Origin of the sequence: Campylobacter sp. MIT 21-1684 (assembly GCF_026241315.1) — a bacterium.
Taxonomy (GTDB): Bacteria; Campylobacterota; Campylobacteria; order Campylobacterales; family Campylobacteraceae; genus Campylobacter_D.
In genome coordinates this window covers 1-15959 of sequence record NZ_JAPHNA010000019.1, presented here as the reverse complement: position 1 = coordinate 15959, position 15959 = coordinate 1, and the positions used below count along the sequence as shown (strand labels likewise).

15 protein-coding genes and 1 pseudogene are annotated in these 15959 nt (G+C 32.0%); all 16 read right to left on the bottom strand.

All coding sequences use genetic code 11. The features are described from left to right. Positions 1 to 28 precede the first annotated feature (28 nt). Positions 29 to 445, bottom strand: coding sequence for a hypothetical protein (locus tag OQH62_RS07260; RefSeq protein WP_266015779.1), 417 nt, complete (start codon positions 443 to 445; stop codon positions 29 to 31). A 2-nt stretch (positions 446 to 447) separates the two neighbouring features. Beyond that, positions 448 to 1803 (bottom strand): cytochrome P450, encoded by a 1356-nt coding sequence (locus tag OQH62_RS07255; protein WP_266015777.1) that lies wholly within the window; start codon positions 1801 to 1803, stop codon positions 448 to 450. After that, on the bottom strand, positions 1800 to 2900 hold the full coding sequence (locus OQH62_RS07250) for a DUF829 domain-containing protein (RefSeq protein ID WP_266015776.1): 1101 nt from the start codon (positions 2898 to 2900) through the stop codon (positions 1800 to 1802). Before OQH62_RS07250 ends, OQH62_RS07255 begins: the two co-directional genes overlap by 4 nt. 66 nt (positions 2901 to 2966) lie before the next feature. Next, a complete protein-coding gene (locus OQH62_RS07245) occupies positions 2967 to 4145 on the bottom strand; it encodes a capsule biosynthesis protein (RefSeq protein ID WP_266015774.1) in 1179 nt (392 codons plus the stop codon). A 33-nt stretch (positions 4146 to 4178) separates the two neighbouring features. Next, positions 4179 to 5261: pseudogene (locus tag OQH62_RS07240) on the bottom strand (capsular polysaccharide biosynthesis protein); the annotation flags it as partial. Between the two features lie 91 nt (positions 5262 to 5352). Beyond that, positions 5353 to 6024 (bottom strand): cytidylyltransferase domain-containing protein, encoded by a 672-nt coding sequence (locus OQH62_RS07235; RefSeq protein WP_266015771.1) that lies wholly within the window; start codon positions 6022 to 6024, stop codon positions 5353 to 5355. A 94-nt stretch (positions 6025 to 6118) separates the two neighbouring features. Further along, entirely contained in the window at positions 6119 to 7657 is a 1539-nt protein-coding gene (locus OQH62_RS07230; protein ID WP_266015769.1) for a hypothetical protein, read from the bottom strand. 13 nt (positions 7658 to 7670) lie between these two features. Continuing rightward, positions 7671 to 8330, bottom strand: coding sequence for a TylF/MycF/NovP-related O-methyltransferase (locus OQH62_RS07225; protein ID WP_266015767.1), 660 nt, complete (start codon positions 8328 to 8330; stop codon positions 7671 to 7673). A 9-nt stretch (positions 8331 to 8339) separates the two neighbouring features. Beyond that, positions 8340 to 9353, bottom strand: a complete 1014-nt coding sequence (locus OQH62_RS07220) for a class I SAM-dependent methyltransferase (RefSeq protein ID WP_266015765.1) — start codon at positions 9351 to 9353, stop codon at positions 8340 to 8342. A gap of 9 nt (positions 9354 to 9362) precedes the next feature. Continuing rightward, positions 9363 to 10298: a polysaccharide deacetylase family protein gene (locus OQH62_RS07215; protein WP_266015763.1), complete on the bottom strand. Its 936-nt coding sequence runs from the start codon at positions 10296 to 10298 to the stop codon at positions 9363 to 9365. Further along, positions 10295 to 11656 carry an ANL family adenylate-forming protein gene (locus OQH62_RS07210; protein WP_266015761.1) on the bottom strand — a complete coding sequence of 454 codons (1362 nt, stop codon included), beginning with the start codon at positions 11654 to 11656 and terminating at the stop codon, positions 10295 to 10297. Before OQH62_RS07210 ends, OQH62_RS07215 begins: the two co-directional genes overlap by 4 nt. After that, entirely contained in the window at positions 11649 to 12380 is a 732-nt protein-coding gene (locus OQH62_RS07205; RefSeq protein ID WP_266015759.1) for an SDR family NAD(P)-dependent oxidoreductase, read from the bottom strand. The genes OQH62_RS07210 and OQH62_RS07205 overlap by 8 nt, the downstream gene beginning before the upstream one ends. Then, a complete protein-coding gene (locus OQH62_RS07200; RefSeq protein ID WP_266015757.1) occupies positions 12373 to 12666 on the bottom strand; it encodes a hypothetical protein in 294 nt (97 codons plus the stop codon). The genes OQH62_RS07205 and OQH62_RS07200 overlap by 8 nt, the downstream gene beginning before the upstream one ends. Before the next feature lie 2 nt (positions 12667 to 12668). Continuing rightward, positions 12669 to 13667 (bottom strand): hypothetical protein, encoded by a 999-nt coding sequence (locus OQH62_RS07195; RefSeq protein WP_266015755.1) that lies wholly within the window; start codon positions 13665 to 13667, stop codon positions 12669 to 12671. Positions 13668 to 13700: 33 nt separating this feature from the next. After that, positions 13701 to 14762: a CatB-related O-acetyltransferase gene (locus OQH62_RS08725; protein ID WP_323053706.1), complete on the bottom strand. Its 1062-nt coding sequence runs from the start codon at positions 14760 to 14762 to the stop codon at positions 13701 to 13703. After that, the gene (gene neuC / locus OQH62_RS07185; protein WP_266015753.1) at positions 14762 to 15877 is read right to left on the bottom strand and encodes a UDP-N-acetylglucosamine 2-epimerase; all 1116 of its coding nucleotides are present in this window, start codon (positions 15875 to 15877) and stop codon (positions 14762 to 14764) included. The genes OQH62_RS08725 and neuC overlap by 1 nt, the downstream gene beginning before the upstream one ends. Between the last annotated feature and the right edge of the window lie 82 nt (positions 15878 to 15959).

Genomic DNA, 15959 nt, shown 5'->3' with positions numbered 1-15959 from the left:
TTTCCTTTCATTAAACTGTGATTTTTACTCATTTTCCTATGGTCTGCTTGTCTAAATTTCTTGAAAGTATGAAATCAACAACAGGTTGTTCTCTCTTATTTGCTCTTTTGCAGTGATCTTTTTGAAAAAAATCTGTTATTTTTATTACAATTTTTGCCCACTTTTTACGATTTCTCTCTCTCCAAGCGTGAGAAGAAACACTTTCCCAAGCATAACCATTAAATAAACTTGCATTCACAAAATGATCGAGTGCGCGCACTCCTTGTCTTGCTCGTTTTGTTTGGATAAAAATTCCAACAATAACTATAAAAACATATCCTAAAACAGCTAAAGGCACTATGACACAGAGTAAAATTGTTCCTGCAAGTTTTTCTTTTAAATCACTTTTGAAATTCCTCTTTCTACGTCTTAAATTAGCACGCAATTTTACCTTTACTCTCTTCATCTTTACCTTTTGCTGAATTTAATTTGCATTCCATTAGCTGAACGTATAGTGAGACGACCTACAATATCAGGCACAAAACCATCTTTCAGTGAAAGCTTATACACTCTTAAAATACTCGCAAGTATTAAAATGGATTCTTGCATTGCAAAACCTTGCCCTATGCAAATTCTCTCTCCCATACCAAAAGGCAAATAGGCATCTTTTTTATATTCATTTTCAAAACGTGAAGGATTAAAACTATGAGGATCTTTCCAAAAATTTTCGTGTCTGTGGATAAGCCAAGGTGCAATAACCACACCTGAACCTTTTTTAATGTATTTGTCTCTTACTTGTGTATCTTTCTTTGCTTCACGTGCAAAAAAACCAACAGGAGGATACAATCTTAAAGATTCTTTAAATATATTCACAAGATGTTTGAATTGTTTCAAATCGCCAATTTGTATCTCTCTTTCTCCTATAAATTCTTGTATCTCTTTATAAGCCCTCTCTTGCTCATAAGGGTACAAACTAAGCAGATACAGTGTCCAAGTAAGCGAACTTGCTGTTGTTTCGTGTCCTGCTAAAAAAAGCATAGCAACCTGATCTAAAATTTCTTCGAAAGAAAATCTTTCATTTGTTTGTGAATCTACAACTACAAGTAAAGAATCTAAAATGTCTCTAAATTCAGCACCACATACTGCTTCATAACGTGGTTTAATAATAGCACTTAAAGCCTGTCTTATCGTCTCTCCAGCTTTAATTCTCTTTCTTTCACCCAAAAAAAAAGAAAGCCATTTGGGAAAACGAAACATTGTCCTCATAGCCGTACGTGTCGTCTGCTCTTGAAAAACTGTAAAAGCATTAAGAATTTCCTTGCCCTTTTTTTCATCAAGTTTTGCCGACATAATAGTACGAAAAATAACATCAGCCGTTACAAAGGTCATAATCTCATTCACTTCCACAAATTCATCATCAGCATAGCTCTCTAAATTTTTCATCATATCGGTTACTGCCTCATTCATAAGGGAAAAAACTTTACTGATACGAGTGTATTCAAAACTTGGTTTCAAAAGCTCTCTTTGCTTTTTCCAAAGTTCTCCATTTGTCGTAAAGATACTCTCTCCAAGAAGAGGACTTAAAAGCTCGTGCAATAAAGCACTTTTTGGAAATTCTCTCACCTCATCAACCATCATTCTTCTGACTTCTTTGGTATCATTAATAACATAAAGGTCAAAATTAGGCATTTTGACATAGCCTGTTTGCATTTTATAACTTCGCTCATACAGTCCATCAAGCCAAGAACGTCTTTTCAGTAAGAAAGTTAGAAGTGTAGAAGCTTTATTTTTGTAAGGTTTTGGGTAAAAGGGGCATCCACTCATTTTGTAATCTTTTCCTCTAAAAATTTTTCCTCTAAAACAAAACGAAAAAAGTCATATTCACCTTGAATTTCGGGACTAAAAAGATATAAGAAATGGGCTTTGTTTTTATCATTTTTGATTTTTTTATACCGCTCTTTTTCATATAAAGTGTGAAATTTTGCGGAGTAAAATACAGGGGTAAATTTTGGCTCAACTCCGCTTGTACGAAAAAAATCCACCTGTGGAAAACACGCCCCATCAATTATTGAGGTGTAATCATACCATTTTAAATTAAATTGTGAAATAAATTCAAGTTTCATCCTAAATTCTTGTTCTTTTTTTTGGTAGCTTGTAAGAGGAATACATTCTCCAAGTGTTAAAATTTTAAGTTTTTTTACTATATGCGAATTTTCTTGTAAAATTCTTTCTAAAAGTTCTATACAAAGTATAGTTCCAACACTATGGGCGATAAGAATAAGCTCATCATTTGTATCCAAAGCATTCAAAATTGTTTTTGCAAAAACATTAATTCTCTGTTCAATTTCACCCTTTTTATTTTTCCGCCAATTTCCACAAAAGCTACAAATACGTGCTATCCAAAAAACAGCAAGTTTTTTTCCAAATCGAAAAAAGAATTTTAGAGCTACAAAAGCCATAAAAAAACCGAAAAAAATACAAAAATACAAAGGAAAATAGCTCTGCAATATAAAGACAAAAATACAAGCAAAGCCTAGAGAAATAAGCAAAGAAAAAAGGATGTAGAAAAAAGGATAGTACCCTGTTATAAGTTGGTAAGGTGATTCTTTAGCAAATTTGAAAGAAAGTCCTGTAATGATATAAATGCGAAAAAAACTATAACAGTCTTTTAAAGCATCAATAAAACTATACGACCAAGTTTTTTTAACTATATCATTCCACGCTAAAAAAGTGTAGGTTGTTTGAGCATTAGCACTTTCAATATCCCAAGAAATAAAATCTTGTTTTTTATACACCTTGCTTAATTTGGCTTCAAAATAAAATCGTTTTGAATAAGAGTGCAAATTCTTTTTAAATAAATCATAATAAAATCTATAACTTTTAGGATCATATCCTGCTAAGTAAAAGACTGCTCTTTTCATCATATATTCTTTTTATAAGCATTATAACCAATTCATTGTAATAAAACATTGATGTTTCATTTATTTTTATAAAAAAGTATTTTTATAAAAATTGCCATTGATTTGATTGTTTTGTAAAAGGTATTTTTTAAAATTTGATACAAGAATGGGATCAGGTTTATACGCGTGAGCCTCACGCCAGAAAAAATGCAATTTCTTAGGATACGTTAAACCTTCAAAATTATAAAAAGCCTCGCCACAAATTTTAGTAGGACAGCCCTCCAAAATCGCTGACAATCCTACTGTGGAATTAATGCTAATACAGCCTAAAGCATTGCGAAGTAGAGTTGGTAAATATGAATCGTGAATATATAAAATACGACCTTCTACATTGTATTTTTCACTTAAAGTCTTAATAAAAGCTTTATAATTTTTATACCCTCTGTCCATAGGATGGTGCTTAAAGACAAGATATGATTTTGCACTGGCGTGATTGGCAAAAGAAAGTATCGTTTCTTTGATAAATTCTTCTATGCTTTTTTTATAATGGTATAAAATTTGCGTGTCATTATACACTTGTAAAATAGCTAAAAAATATTTTTTTTCAAGAGTGTAAATTTTTCTATTGAGCTTTTTTTCTGTAATTTTATACACAATTTTTAAGAACAAAGATTTCAACCAAATAAGAAATTCAAAAGGATTTAAAGAACGATGATGAAGCTCGTTGTTAAAAAAAGGAGCAAATAAAAAAGCAAAAAACCAATACAAAAAAGCAGAAAAGCCCATATATTTAAAACTGCCTCGAACTTCTTGAATTTGCACTTCTTCTTTAAAGCTTTTGGTGAGATAAAAATTCTTGTCTCGAGGAATTTTTGAATTCGCATTCACTCCATCTTGTTCAAAAGTGATACAATAAGGACGTAAATATCCTTCTTCAAAAATCCAAATGTCAATATCCAAATCCTTTGCTACCGCAATAGCAGTACTATGTATAAAACGGCAGTCGTTATACATAATAACAGCCTGTGTGTTTTTTTGAGAGAAAAATTCTCGGTAAAATTGTGCTAAATCCTGCTTAGAACCTCTATAAACAATCCCTTGAGGATAGAAAAAAAAATCTCCCCCGTTAAAATTAATCTTTAAAACCTTTGCCCCAATTTTCTGAAGTTTTTTTAACAGACGTGAAAAAAAATTTCCAACTGGTCCTTGTAAGAGTACGACATTTTTATTACTAAATTCCATTTGTATTTTTGTATTTAAGTCCATAACGAAACTTTGAAAACCCTAATTAATTTTTTGTTATTTTTTAAAAATCCTTCGAATTTTTCTTACAAGAAAATTTCTACTATCGCTGATGAATTTCACCCAAAATTTTGAAAAATAATCTTGTTGGATTTGCTTTATTATAGCTAAACAAACTTCAATTTCACATAAATTTTTATTTTTTGGATTAAGATAAAGCGGATAGACAATCAACACTCCAGCTACAAGCTCTTCAAGGCTTAATTTTCTCTTGCGTCTGTGAGTATGATGTTTATCTATCGTGAGTTGCCAACCAGCATAAAAAGGCAAACCATAGGTATATACTTTTTTGCCTCGCAACAGCGCATCAAAACCGGCTGTTGAGGTTATAGTATGGATTTCATCACTTGCATTAATCGCACTGTCAATACTTACATCTTTAATAATCTCATCACAAAATGCAAGAATGCTTTTTTCATCTTTAAGTCCTTTACGATTGCCGCTTAAGACATCAGGATGGGGCTTAAAAACAAGATAAGAATTTGGATTTTCAAGTCTTACTATACGGATAAATTCTAAGGTAGAAAGTCCAAAACCACCTAAAATCATCGAAGCATCATCTTCAACTTGAGCTGGGATAAGAATAATCTTTTGTCCCGATTTGGCTTTAAAATGTATCTTTTGATGTTTTAAGCCATTATATTTAGAGATTTTAGCCATTGTAAGCTCTGTTATAAGTTGTTTTGCTCGTGCTAAAAGCTGTTCATCAAAATAACTCTCTTGTAAAATACATTCTAAATCACTCTGTTGTGAGGGGTCTATATAGAGTGCTTTACTATCAACCACTAAAGACAAGGGACGCGTAAGATCAGAACCTAAAGCTACAGATCGTATAAATCCATCTTCAACAAAAAAAATTTGAGGATGAAAGTCTGATTGATTATACATTTTCAAAGCAGCTAAAAGCTCTGCCTTTTGTATTTTCATACCCCAAATAAAAAAAGAATCGCTTGGCTTGAATGTAAAATGTTTGAAATCTTGCAATGAATTAATAAAAATAAGTTTTGTATTATGGCTTTGAAAAAAAGGCTTTATAAAATGCCTTTTCCAAAGACGAAAACCTAAAAAGAAAAATCGACTCTCTTCTTGCACAGCTATCCTTTGTTTTTCAATCTTTCAATTATAACTTTTTTCTGTCACTTGTATGCAAGAAAAAATGCATTTGAAATTTTTAATTCTTTTGAGTAAAAAGAGCTTGTGCTTGAAGAAGATCCTGCGGTGTATCAATATCAAAACCGCTGTATTCATCCATTAAAAAGAATGTTGTTTTTTCAGGTAAAAAAGTAGGATTTTGAGAAAAGAGTGAGCTTTTTATGATATAAATAGCCCCATTGCCCATAAAAACAGGTGGGAGTTTTTGACGCGGTGAAAATGCAAAAGTATTATTACAAATTCCTTTTAAATTCCCTTTATCATCAAGCATAAAAGCTTTGAGTATTGTATTATCGTATTGTGTAACACTAATGAGTGCATTTGCATTTTGACTTTTGAATTTTGCAAAAGCTTCATCAATATGAAAAGCTGTTCTAAAAGGTGAGGTTGGCTGGAGTAAAAATATATTTTCATACTCTTTATACAACTCTAAAGCGTGAAGTACGACTTTATCGCTTGTTGTATCATCTAAGGCTAATTCTTTAGGTCTTTTTAAACATTGCACCCCTTGTGATTTCCCATATTCTAAGATTTCTTCTCCATCACTGCTTAAAACAATAGTATCTATACATTTTGCATTCTTAGCAGCATAAAGAGTGTAATACAACAAAGGCTTTTGTCCTAAAAGACAAAGATTTTTATTTTTAATTCCTTTACTTCCTGCACGTGCTGGGATAAGTGCTAAATTCATTGGCTTCCTTTTTAATGTTTTTAATCAGAGGCATTTTTTTGAATTTTTTGCCTGTGTTCTCTTTGCAATCTGGCTACATCACACACAAGGAATTTCACAATTCCCCCCCCCATTTGTTTTTATATCTTTGAAGAAAAGTTTTGCCTAATTTATAGCTTAAATGCTCTTTTATTTCTAAGGCTTCTTTATAATCAGGCAATGTTTCTAAAGCAGGAAGTTTTAAAGCAGGATTTTTTGCAATGCTTTCTTTATATCTTTGTTGTTTTGCTTTATGTTCTAAAGCAATTGCCATTAACAAAAAAGGAAGTTTAAGTCGGTTTAAAATACCTTTTGAATTATGTACCATTGCAAATCCTAACTTATAGCAAAGGTATGATTGAATTCTTTGTGAAGCCTTTGGTTTTAACAAAGAAAGTTCATTTTGAAGAAGTGCAATGCTATGACGTAAATGGTGTGTATGACGCGGAATAAAAAGGGCACAGTATTCATCAATGAGTTCTTTATACACTCGAATAGAAGGAATAATATCATAAAAATCATATCCCTGCTCTATTTGTACATTTTCATCTTCTAAATCTTTAAAATCGATCTTTTCATTATAAAAATTGCCGCCGTCTTTAGCTAGAAAAAAAGCAATACAATCACAATATTCTATCGTTGCTTTTGCTTCTTTATGCGTCCAAGTAGGATATATTTTCATTGTTTCATCATTTTCATACCCGCTAAGAAAACTCTCTTCATCAAGGAGAAAAGAATTGTTTTGTATTTCAAAAAAGGTATTTAAAGAATTTACCTGATGAATACAACGCATTGTTGTATTGTAGATGCCAATTTGAGACATCGTTTTTCTCGAAAGCTCCAAACCAAATTCTCCTTTTTCATCACTCGCATTCCAAGTGTGTGCTGCTATCAAATAATATCCTTTACACCAATATGGAAAACCTAATCTTGTCTCTTTTGTCAGCCTGAAAGCAGTTTCGTTAAAGAAGGAATTTTTTCTTTCTATACATTCAAGACTTCCTTTTTCAAGTTTCATATCCTGTGGAGTTACAATGCTAAAAACAGGATTGTCATTTTTTATATCCAAATCTAAAGGTTCTTTATACAAAGCAAAATTGTTGATGATACTCTTTCCAAGCTCACGCATTATCCCTGCTTGAGGATGTACAGAATCCATCCTGTGATGGAATTCTTGTAAATTATTCTCTTCGTAGTATTTATGTAAATCTATCACATTAAAACCATATTTTAGAGCCAATTTTCTATGTATATTGTTGATGATTTTATAGTTTGTTGCAAAGCGAGGCAAAATCAAACAGAGAATTTTCTTGTTCAAAAAATAAAGATAAGCATAGAGCCAATTTACATTTCTATAAAATAACTCTAAAGTAAAATTCATACTAGCATCGCCTGAAAGATTAATATCCACTACATTCGATTCAGTAATGATAAGTTCAGCCTCTTCTAAAATCCTTCTGTTGCGCACTGCTTCATAGAGATTTTGGGTACAAGAACTAGCACCTAATGCAAGATTGATTATGTCAAACTCATCATTCTCCCTCAAACCACTGCAAAGACCATTTTTGATCAAACTGTTGCTTGCACCAAGCAAAACAACTTTCTTTTTTGGCATTTTTCATCCTTTATTATTCTTTTATAAAAAAACTAGGCTTGTGCAAAAAAGGAAATTTTTGAAGTTTGATTTTTTTATCTTTTATAAAATCATCAACAGCCTTAGTTTCACCAGCAAAAATACCATAATCATCAAAAATCACTACCCCCCCCCCTACGACTCTTTCATACATATTTTCAAGTATGCTTACTGCTGGTTCATACACATCAGTATCAATATGCAATAAAGCGATTTTAAGCCAAGGATTATTTTTGCAATATTGTGGCGCAGTTTCAGTAATATCACCTTGTATAAGCTCATAATTTCTGATATTTTTATACTCCATTGCTTTTTCAAGCTCTGCTTTAGCGATAGCTTCTCCGGCTTCATCGATAAAAGCTTGTCTTTTTTCTTTATCATCTTCAAAAGAAGTTTGAGGAAAGGCTCCAAACATATCAAAACCTATAAGTTTTCTTGAATGTTCGTTTTCAAGTATGCTTCTAAAATGCGCCAATTCAAAAAATGAATTGCCTTTAAATACTCCGCATTCTACAAGCGCACCCGGTAAGTGTATGATTTGCTCATAAAGCTTGTAATGTGCAAGTATTTTTGCAAATCTCCTCTCATCTGCTGTAATAAAAAAGCCATTTTCATACTCAAAGGCTTTTTCTGTATCAAAGCTGTTAAGTTTCATTTCTATCCTTTACTTTTTTTGTAAAACAATGAGTAAAAAATCTGCCAAACCATTTTCATCGATAAGAGCTTGAATGCTATTTGAAAGTAAGGAAATTTTTTCATACATTGCCCCGTTTTTTTCATACTCTTTAAAAGCGTGTATCATATCCATAAAACCTTGTCCATAAGTCCATTTAGCTACACAGCTCAATCCCCCCCCCCTAGAGGCAAGTTCTAAGGCTTTCTCGCTAAAAATGTTCAAATGAAAAGGTGGAATCAAATGCCTATACACTCGATTTGGTGCTAAGAAATTTGCATAAGAGGCTAAAGAAGGGTGTCTTGGTACTTCTATGGCAAGAAGGCTTTTCTTTCGCATTGTTTTTCCTAAAAAACTTAAGGTTTCTTTGGGATTATCTAAATGCTCTAAAACATTAAAAAAACTTATTACATTAGCATTTTTAATGGAATGTAAAAGAGCTTTATCACAATTTGTACTATCTAAAAATCCTTCTCTTACAACATCTCGTCCAAGCTTTCTATTTGCAAAAGCGACTGCTTTACTATCTGATTCAAAACCTGATACTCTAAAACCTAATTTTTTTGCTGCAAAAAGATTTTCTCCACCCCCACTTCCAATATCAAGCCATTGTTTATCTTGTGTGTATTTTTTTGCTACATCGCTAATAAATTGCACTTTAGGTTGGGCTATAAGTTTGAGTCTTCTTTCAAAGATTTCATCACTTAAGTACATTTCATAAGAACTTTTCTTGCCATCATTAGTATAAAGCTTTGCTGTATCTTTTAAAGGATTTTTCAAAAAAAGATTCTCACAATTTTGACACTGACAATAAAGAAAATCATACACTACAACAAATTCGCTTAATTCTGTACTCTCACACATAGGACAAGCTCGAAGCTCTTTTCTTTCTTCTTTTGAAAATTGCAAGGCTTTTTTTCTTGCCTCTTTACTTTGAGTCTTTATCCAAGATGAAGTCCTTAAAACAGCTTTATTATCAAAACTTTTACCAAATCTTTCAATCATTTTTTCTCCTTAATTTGATTTTCCAAAGGCAAATTCATTACAATCGTATCTTGGCAAGGCTTGTGGTCTGTTTTGCAAATCAAGCAAACTTGTATCTTTGCTTTGTACATTAAAAGAAAAGGTAACGCCAAATTCACTCAAAAACCGCTCTGTAAAAGCAGTGAAAGTATGAAAACCTCCATAAGGATAACAAAAGATTTTCACCTTCAATCTTCCTAAAAGCTTTTCCAAGAAATCAAATGAATCTTTAATTTCCAAACTTTGCTCCTTTTCACCAAGTTTTGAAAAAACAAAATGCGATTTAGAATGAGATCCTACAATCATACCTTCATCTACTAAGGTACAAAGCTCTTCTTCATTCATATACAATCCATTAAAAATTTCTTCATCACTTGAAAACACTTTTACAAGTTCATCTAAAAGGTACTCTCTAAATTCATATTTAATAAAATAATTAAAAAGCTTTTTAAATTCTAAGGTAGAAGTATCATTATCTTGTTGTGTATAAATTTTCCCTGTAAATTTGTCTATTTCCTGTGATTCTAACATACTTTTATCAAGTATTTTATATACTTGAGGCATTAATTCCCCCCCCCCTGTCAAGCCTAACAAATGATGAATTCTGTGTACATCTAAAGCTTTATGCCTTTCATACACTCCAGTTGAAACAAAAAAACAAGCAAAGAGTCCTCTTTTCAAAAGCTCAGGTAAAACAAAATCATAGTGATCTTTAAATCCATCATCAAAAGTCAGTAGGACCTTACCTCGTATTTTTTCAAAATATTTTACATTTTCACAAAGTTCCATAAAATCATCAAAACTTACAAAACCGAATTCTTTTTGAAAATACTCAAGCTGTTTGCAAAAATTTTCCACTTCCAAATAACGAAAAAATGGAAATTTTTTCTGCGATTTACGTACATAATGATACATAAGAGTTTTCATCTGCTTTTCCTTATTTTCTTAAACCGTTCGCTTATATTAAGAGTTTTTACCACTTGCACTTTACTTGGAATTTTAAAAGCAGCAAGTTTGTTTTTGCAAAAAGCTCTTACACGTTTTTTAAGTTCTAAATTACAAAGCTCACTTTGAGAATCAAGCACAAGATCAACACTAACACTTTGCCCTGTAATAGCATTTGCTTCGCCATAAACTAAACAATCAAGAACTTCAGGCATTTGTAAAATCACTTCTTCAATCTCACCGGGTACAACCTTTTCACCTCCAACATTGATAAGCTCTTTACTCCTACCTATAATTGTCAAATATTCTTGCCCATTTTCATTAAAACTTTGTACTAAATCACCTGTGGCAAAATAACCTTCTTCATCAAAAACACAATTATCAGCATTGAGATATCCTAAAGCTTGAATTGGAGATTTAATAAAAAGTTCATCATTAACGATTTTATACTCCATTCCTTCTATTTTAATTGCATTATCTTTGCTTTTCGTTTGAGCTATTCCAATTTCACTCGTCCCAAATGTTTGATGAAATTTCACTTTAGGAAAGTAACTTTTAAGTCTGTCCAAAAGAGTTTGAGGCATTCTTTCTGTACCATAAGTAATAATACGCAAAGAATCAAGATTAAAGCATTCTTTTACATTAGAAAGTAACAAAAGATTCAGCAAACTTGGACTAGCTGGAAGTAAAGAGATTTTATATTCTTGTATGCAAAAAGCCAACTCTTGAATATCTTTTCGGTTTTTCAAAACAACTCCGCAAGAACACATACTTAAGGTATTAAAAAGCGTGTTTATACCACCTATATGATCAAACATCAAAAAAAGCAAAATATGAAGTTTTTTGCTCTTCTTATCAAGATAGCTTTGCAAAAGTGTATCAAGATTATGTACTATAGCTTTAGGTTTTCCTGTGCTTGCACTTGAAAAGAGTACAAGACCGCTGTGATTTTGCGTTCGCAATTTTACAATAAAGGAATGTTTTTCCTTGATTTTTTCAAGCGCATAAAGCTTTTTTTGAAAATAGACATATTCCACTTGCCCTTCTTTAATATAAGAGGATACAATAAGACTACAACTTTTATCATCTGCTGCAAATAAAACAACAGCAATATGTTTTTTTTCTGCAAGAGCAAGAATCATAGCTATAGTACTTAAGTCATAATCCCCATACACAGCCACAACACTACCGCTCTCTAAAATTTGTATAGTTTGTAAAGCCTCATCAACAGCACTTAAAAGTTCGGCATAAGTGAATCTTTGTTCTTGCTTAATTAAACAGAGTGCATTTGGGTCAAAACCTTCAAGCTTTAATAAAAAAGGATGAGAGAATCTAGCCATTTACTCCTCCCAAATAAATCACTTCACCTGTGATAAAATTACTTCTTTTATTTAAAAAGAATTCAATTACATTCAACACATCATCAAAAGTTCCAAAACGTTTAATCGCTTGTTTTTGTAAAAGAGTTTGCATTTTTTCTTGTGGAACATTTTTGATTAAATCAGTACGTATAGGTGTTGGACCAACAGCATTGACACTAATACCAAATTCACTCAATTCTTTAGCACATATTTGAGTAAAATAAACCAAAGCAGCTTTAGAAGCAGCATAAATAGCTTCACCTTCCAATCTTAGTGGAGTTGCAACTGAAGAAAAATTCACTATTCTAAAAGGCATACACTCTTGCACATCTTGCATTTTTTTAGACTGCAATATCATTACCTTAGCTACTTCTCGCAAAAATAAAAAACTTCCAAAAACATTTGTATTAAAGATATTTTGCGCCGTTTTATACGAAGTGGTTAAGATATGATTCATTGAAGCTATTCCTGCATTATTGAGTAAAATATCTATGGTATTAAATTCTTTTTTAACAGCTCTAATCATATTCACAACTGCCATCTCATCACTCACATCAAGTTCAAAATGACGATAATTTCCATTTTGTATGCTTGCAGATGAGCGCGAACAACCGCACACTATGTTACCTTGTTGCAAATAATACTCGCTCAGATACTTGCCAATACCTTTTCTCGTGCCTGTTATAACAATGATTTTACCCATTTTCCTGACCTCTATTGAGAATGTATTGAGTAAGGGTTGCTACATCTTTAAAAGGTGAGTTTCTTGCACTCATTGTCCTCTCATCAGCTAAAACAATATCAATACCTAAAGAACTTAACATTTGTTCTAAATCAGCGATAAAACTCACAAGAGATAAAGAATCCAATTCCCCTCCAGTTCCATAAATTTTAGTTTCTAAGTTTGGATTTTTTAAATTTTCGTTTTCAAGTTCATCGCCTACATTTTTCAAAGCTTCAAAAATAAGTTTTTCAATTTGTTTTTGCATTTTTACTCCTTAATTAAATTTGGTCTGTCTTGGTCGCTATCGCCTTTAAAAATCATATATGGCATTTCTTTGCTTTTGTAAGCAAATTCGAGCTCTTTGTTTTCTTTTAACAAAGGTTCGAAATAATTTGGCACTATTTCATTTTCATTTTTTAAAACAAAGCCCATTTGCATAACCAATTCCTTTGCGTTTGTATAACAAAGAAAATCGATGTATTGAGCATTGTATTCTAAAAGCAAATTCAAAAAATGACCCCAACACTTTGCAACAAAATCCCCAAGCCAATCAACTATCCTAAGACAACAATCCCCATTGACTTCTATTTTTCTAAATACGAAAAGACTAAGAAGTTTTTTACGACGAAAAATCCCACAAATCTGATACTTATAAAAAGGGTGTTTTACATAACGATTAAGAAAAAAATTCACACTCTTCTTAGGAGTGTATAATGAAAATATATTCTGTATATTCTCTAAGGAGACATTTTTAAATTCTAAAGTATCATCTGTCAAAAAAACTGGATTTTGAATCAAATGAGCTAATGTAAAAGTTGTCATTGTTTGGTTTTTAATGTAAAAATGTTCCAAAGTACCTGTATGCCATTTAAAAGCCTTGTACAACTTCTTAGCCGCCGCGCTAATTCCTATGGCCCCAACAGAATTTGGTTGAAAATTCTGGTGAAAATACAAAAGAAGTTTCAATCCTATACCTTCTTTTTTGCATTCTTCTTTCACCTTCCACAGGGCAAGCCAAAAATCATTATTCTCTAAAGTTTCATCATAAAAGTTCAAAGGAATAAAACCCAAAAGAGCATCAAATTGTCCTGTGTTTTGATTATGAGCGACTATAAAATTATATGTTTTCCTTTTTGTATCTAAATGTTGAAAATCAAGCATTTTTTTTGATTGAACAAAAATATGATTTTCATTCCAATGGTGCTTTATAAATTCAAGCAATTTTGCATACTCGTTTTCTTTACAAATTCTAATACTATAACTCATTTCTTTTTACCTTTTTTGAATTCTTTTTTCAACTTAGGCACATCGTAAAAAAGAAATTTCACAATCCCCCCCCCCCATAAAGAATCCTCTTTTCTTTGCAGCAATGAGTGCTGCTCCAAGTTTATAAGAAAGATAATTTTGTATTTTCAAAGCTTCTTCATAATCGCGATACAGGTTAAGGGAAGGAAGTTTTGAATTCTTACAAATGCTTTCTTTTTTATGCTGTTTGTGCACAGATAAAAGAATAAAAGGGAGTTTCAATATACCCACAGCACTCTTAGAATGTTCTATCATCGCTTTGCCAAGTTTATAAGACAGATGTGATTGCACTCTTAAGGGTGCTCCATACAAGAAAGCATTGCTCACGCTACTTCCTTTTTTCAAAGCCCTTTCTTGAAGCTCTTCAAAAGATATTTTTTCTGGATTCATTGCTTGAATTTCTCTCTTTTCAATGAGTTTTTCAAGCTCATCAAGATAAGCATTAATAGGAAGTTTCCAAGAAATTTTTTTAAATTCTAAAAGATTGTACTGCCACCACTTCATCTGCAAGAGTCTTGCTCTTACTTCTTCATCAAAGCGGTATTTTATGATTTTAGCAGGATTACCAACAACAATAGCATAAGCTGGAACATCTTTAGTAACAACAGCATTTGCTCCTACAACACAACCATTCCCTAAACTCACACCTGATTTAATAAGCACATTATCAGCTATCCATACATCATTAGCGATATGGGTTGTCCTCGCTTGTTTGAGTATGCCCTCTTCATAAATCAAGGGTGAAGAGGAGATTAAATGCATAGGATGAGAATCCCTCATAAAACGAACATTAGAAACAGAGCAGTACCTTCCCATTACAATATCAGGTCGGTTAAAAGCAGCGTGATTATAAGAATATGCACCTATAGTATGGAGCACGGTACTAGTGATTCGACTATAACTTTCTATGAAACCGCTAAAAGGTATTTTAATACTCATACCCTCTTTTAAAGGGCATTGAATTTTTTTCATTGTAAAAAGCTCTATGATATGAGAATTAACAACAAGTTCTAAATGTTTTATTGTGCAACCAAGCATATTTTCGCAAATTTTCATTACCTGTCCTTAAAAATCTTTTGCCTAGAAATTGTAAAAAAAGTGCCTTTTTGTAAATGAGAAAAAAATTTTTCTGAACTATTAAGAATTGGTATGTGTTTTTCTTGCTCAAGGTAGGTTTTGTGAATTGAATTGAGAGCTTGAAGTATTGTATGACTTTTTGGTTTAACTTGTATCACTTTATTGACACCTTCTCTACCATTTTGTCTTGAGCCAATCAAAATCGAAGGAACTTTAAGATACAAAGCCTCTTTTAAAATACAAGATGAATTACCCAAAATACATTCTGCATTTTTTAAAAGAGTGATAAAATATTCAAACCTTAAAGAGGGAAAAAATTTAAAATTCTTCAGAGTCTTTAAACTCTCATAACTTTTTAATATAAATTCAAAACCCAAGTCATTATTTGGATAAATAATGATGAAATTTCTTCCGCTCTGTTTTAAAGCCTTAACCAAATTTTCACTTTGTTCTTTCATAGAAGTGAATTCAGTTGTTACCGGATGAAACATCACTATGGAATATTTGTCAAATTCAATGCCATAATATTGCTTTGCTTGTTCTAAAGAAACGATATTTGAAAAAAGTATTTCAAGGTCAGGAGAACCTATGATAAAAATCGACTTTTCATCTTCTCCAAGCTGCATCAGTCTTCTTTTAGCTTTTTCATCATTGACGAGATGAATATGCGAAAGTTTTGAAATGGCGTGCCTTAAGCTATCATCAATAGTGCCTGAAAGCTCCCCGCCTTCTATATGAGCTACTAAGATATTATTTAAACTCCCAACACAAGCTGCTGCTAAAGGTTCTATCCTATCACCATGTACAACTATTAAGTCAGGTTCTGTTTCAGCGACAAATTTTGAAAAACCATCTATAGTTGATGAGAGGGCTTTATCCATTGAATAGTATTTATCGTGATTGATGTATTCAAAGATATTTTTAAAACCACTCTTTTTAATTTCAAGTGCAGTGTAGCCAAAATTCTTGCTCATATGCATTCCGGTTACAAAAACAAAAAGCTCGAATTCCTTTGACTCTTCAACTTTAAGCATTAAAGATTTGATCTTAGAAAAATCAGCCCTTGTTCCTGTTACAAACACGATTCTTTTCACTCAAAGTCCTCATAAACAAGCTGCCTGTTAGACTCTATATCTCTTGTTGCTTTTTTGCCTAAAATGCTTTCAAACTCCCTCA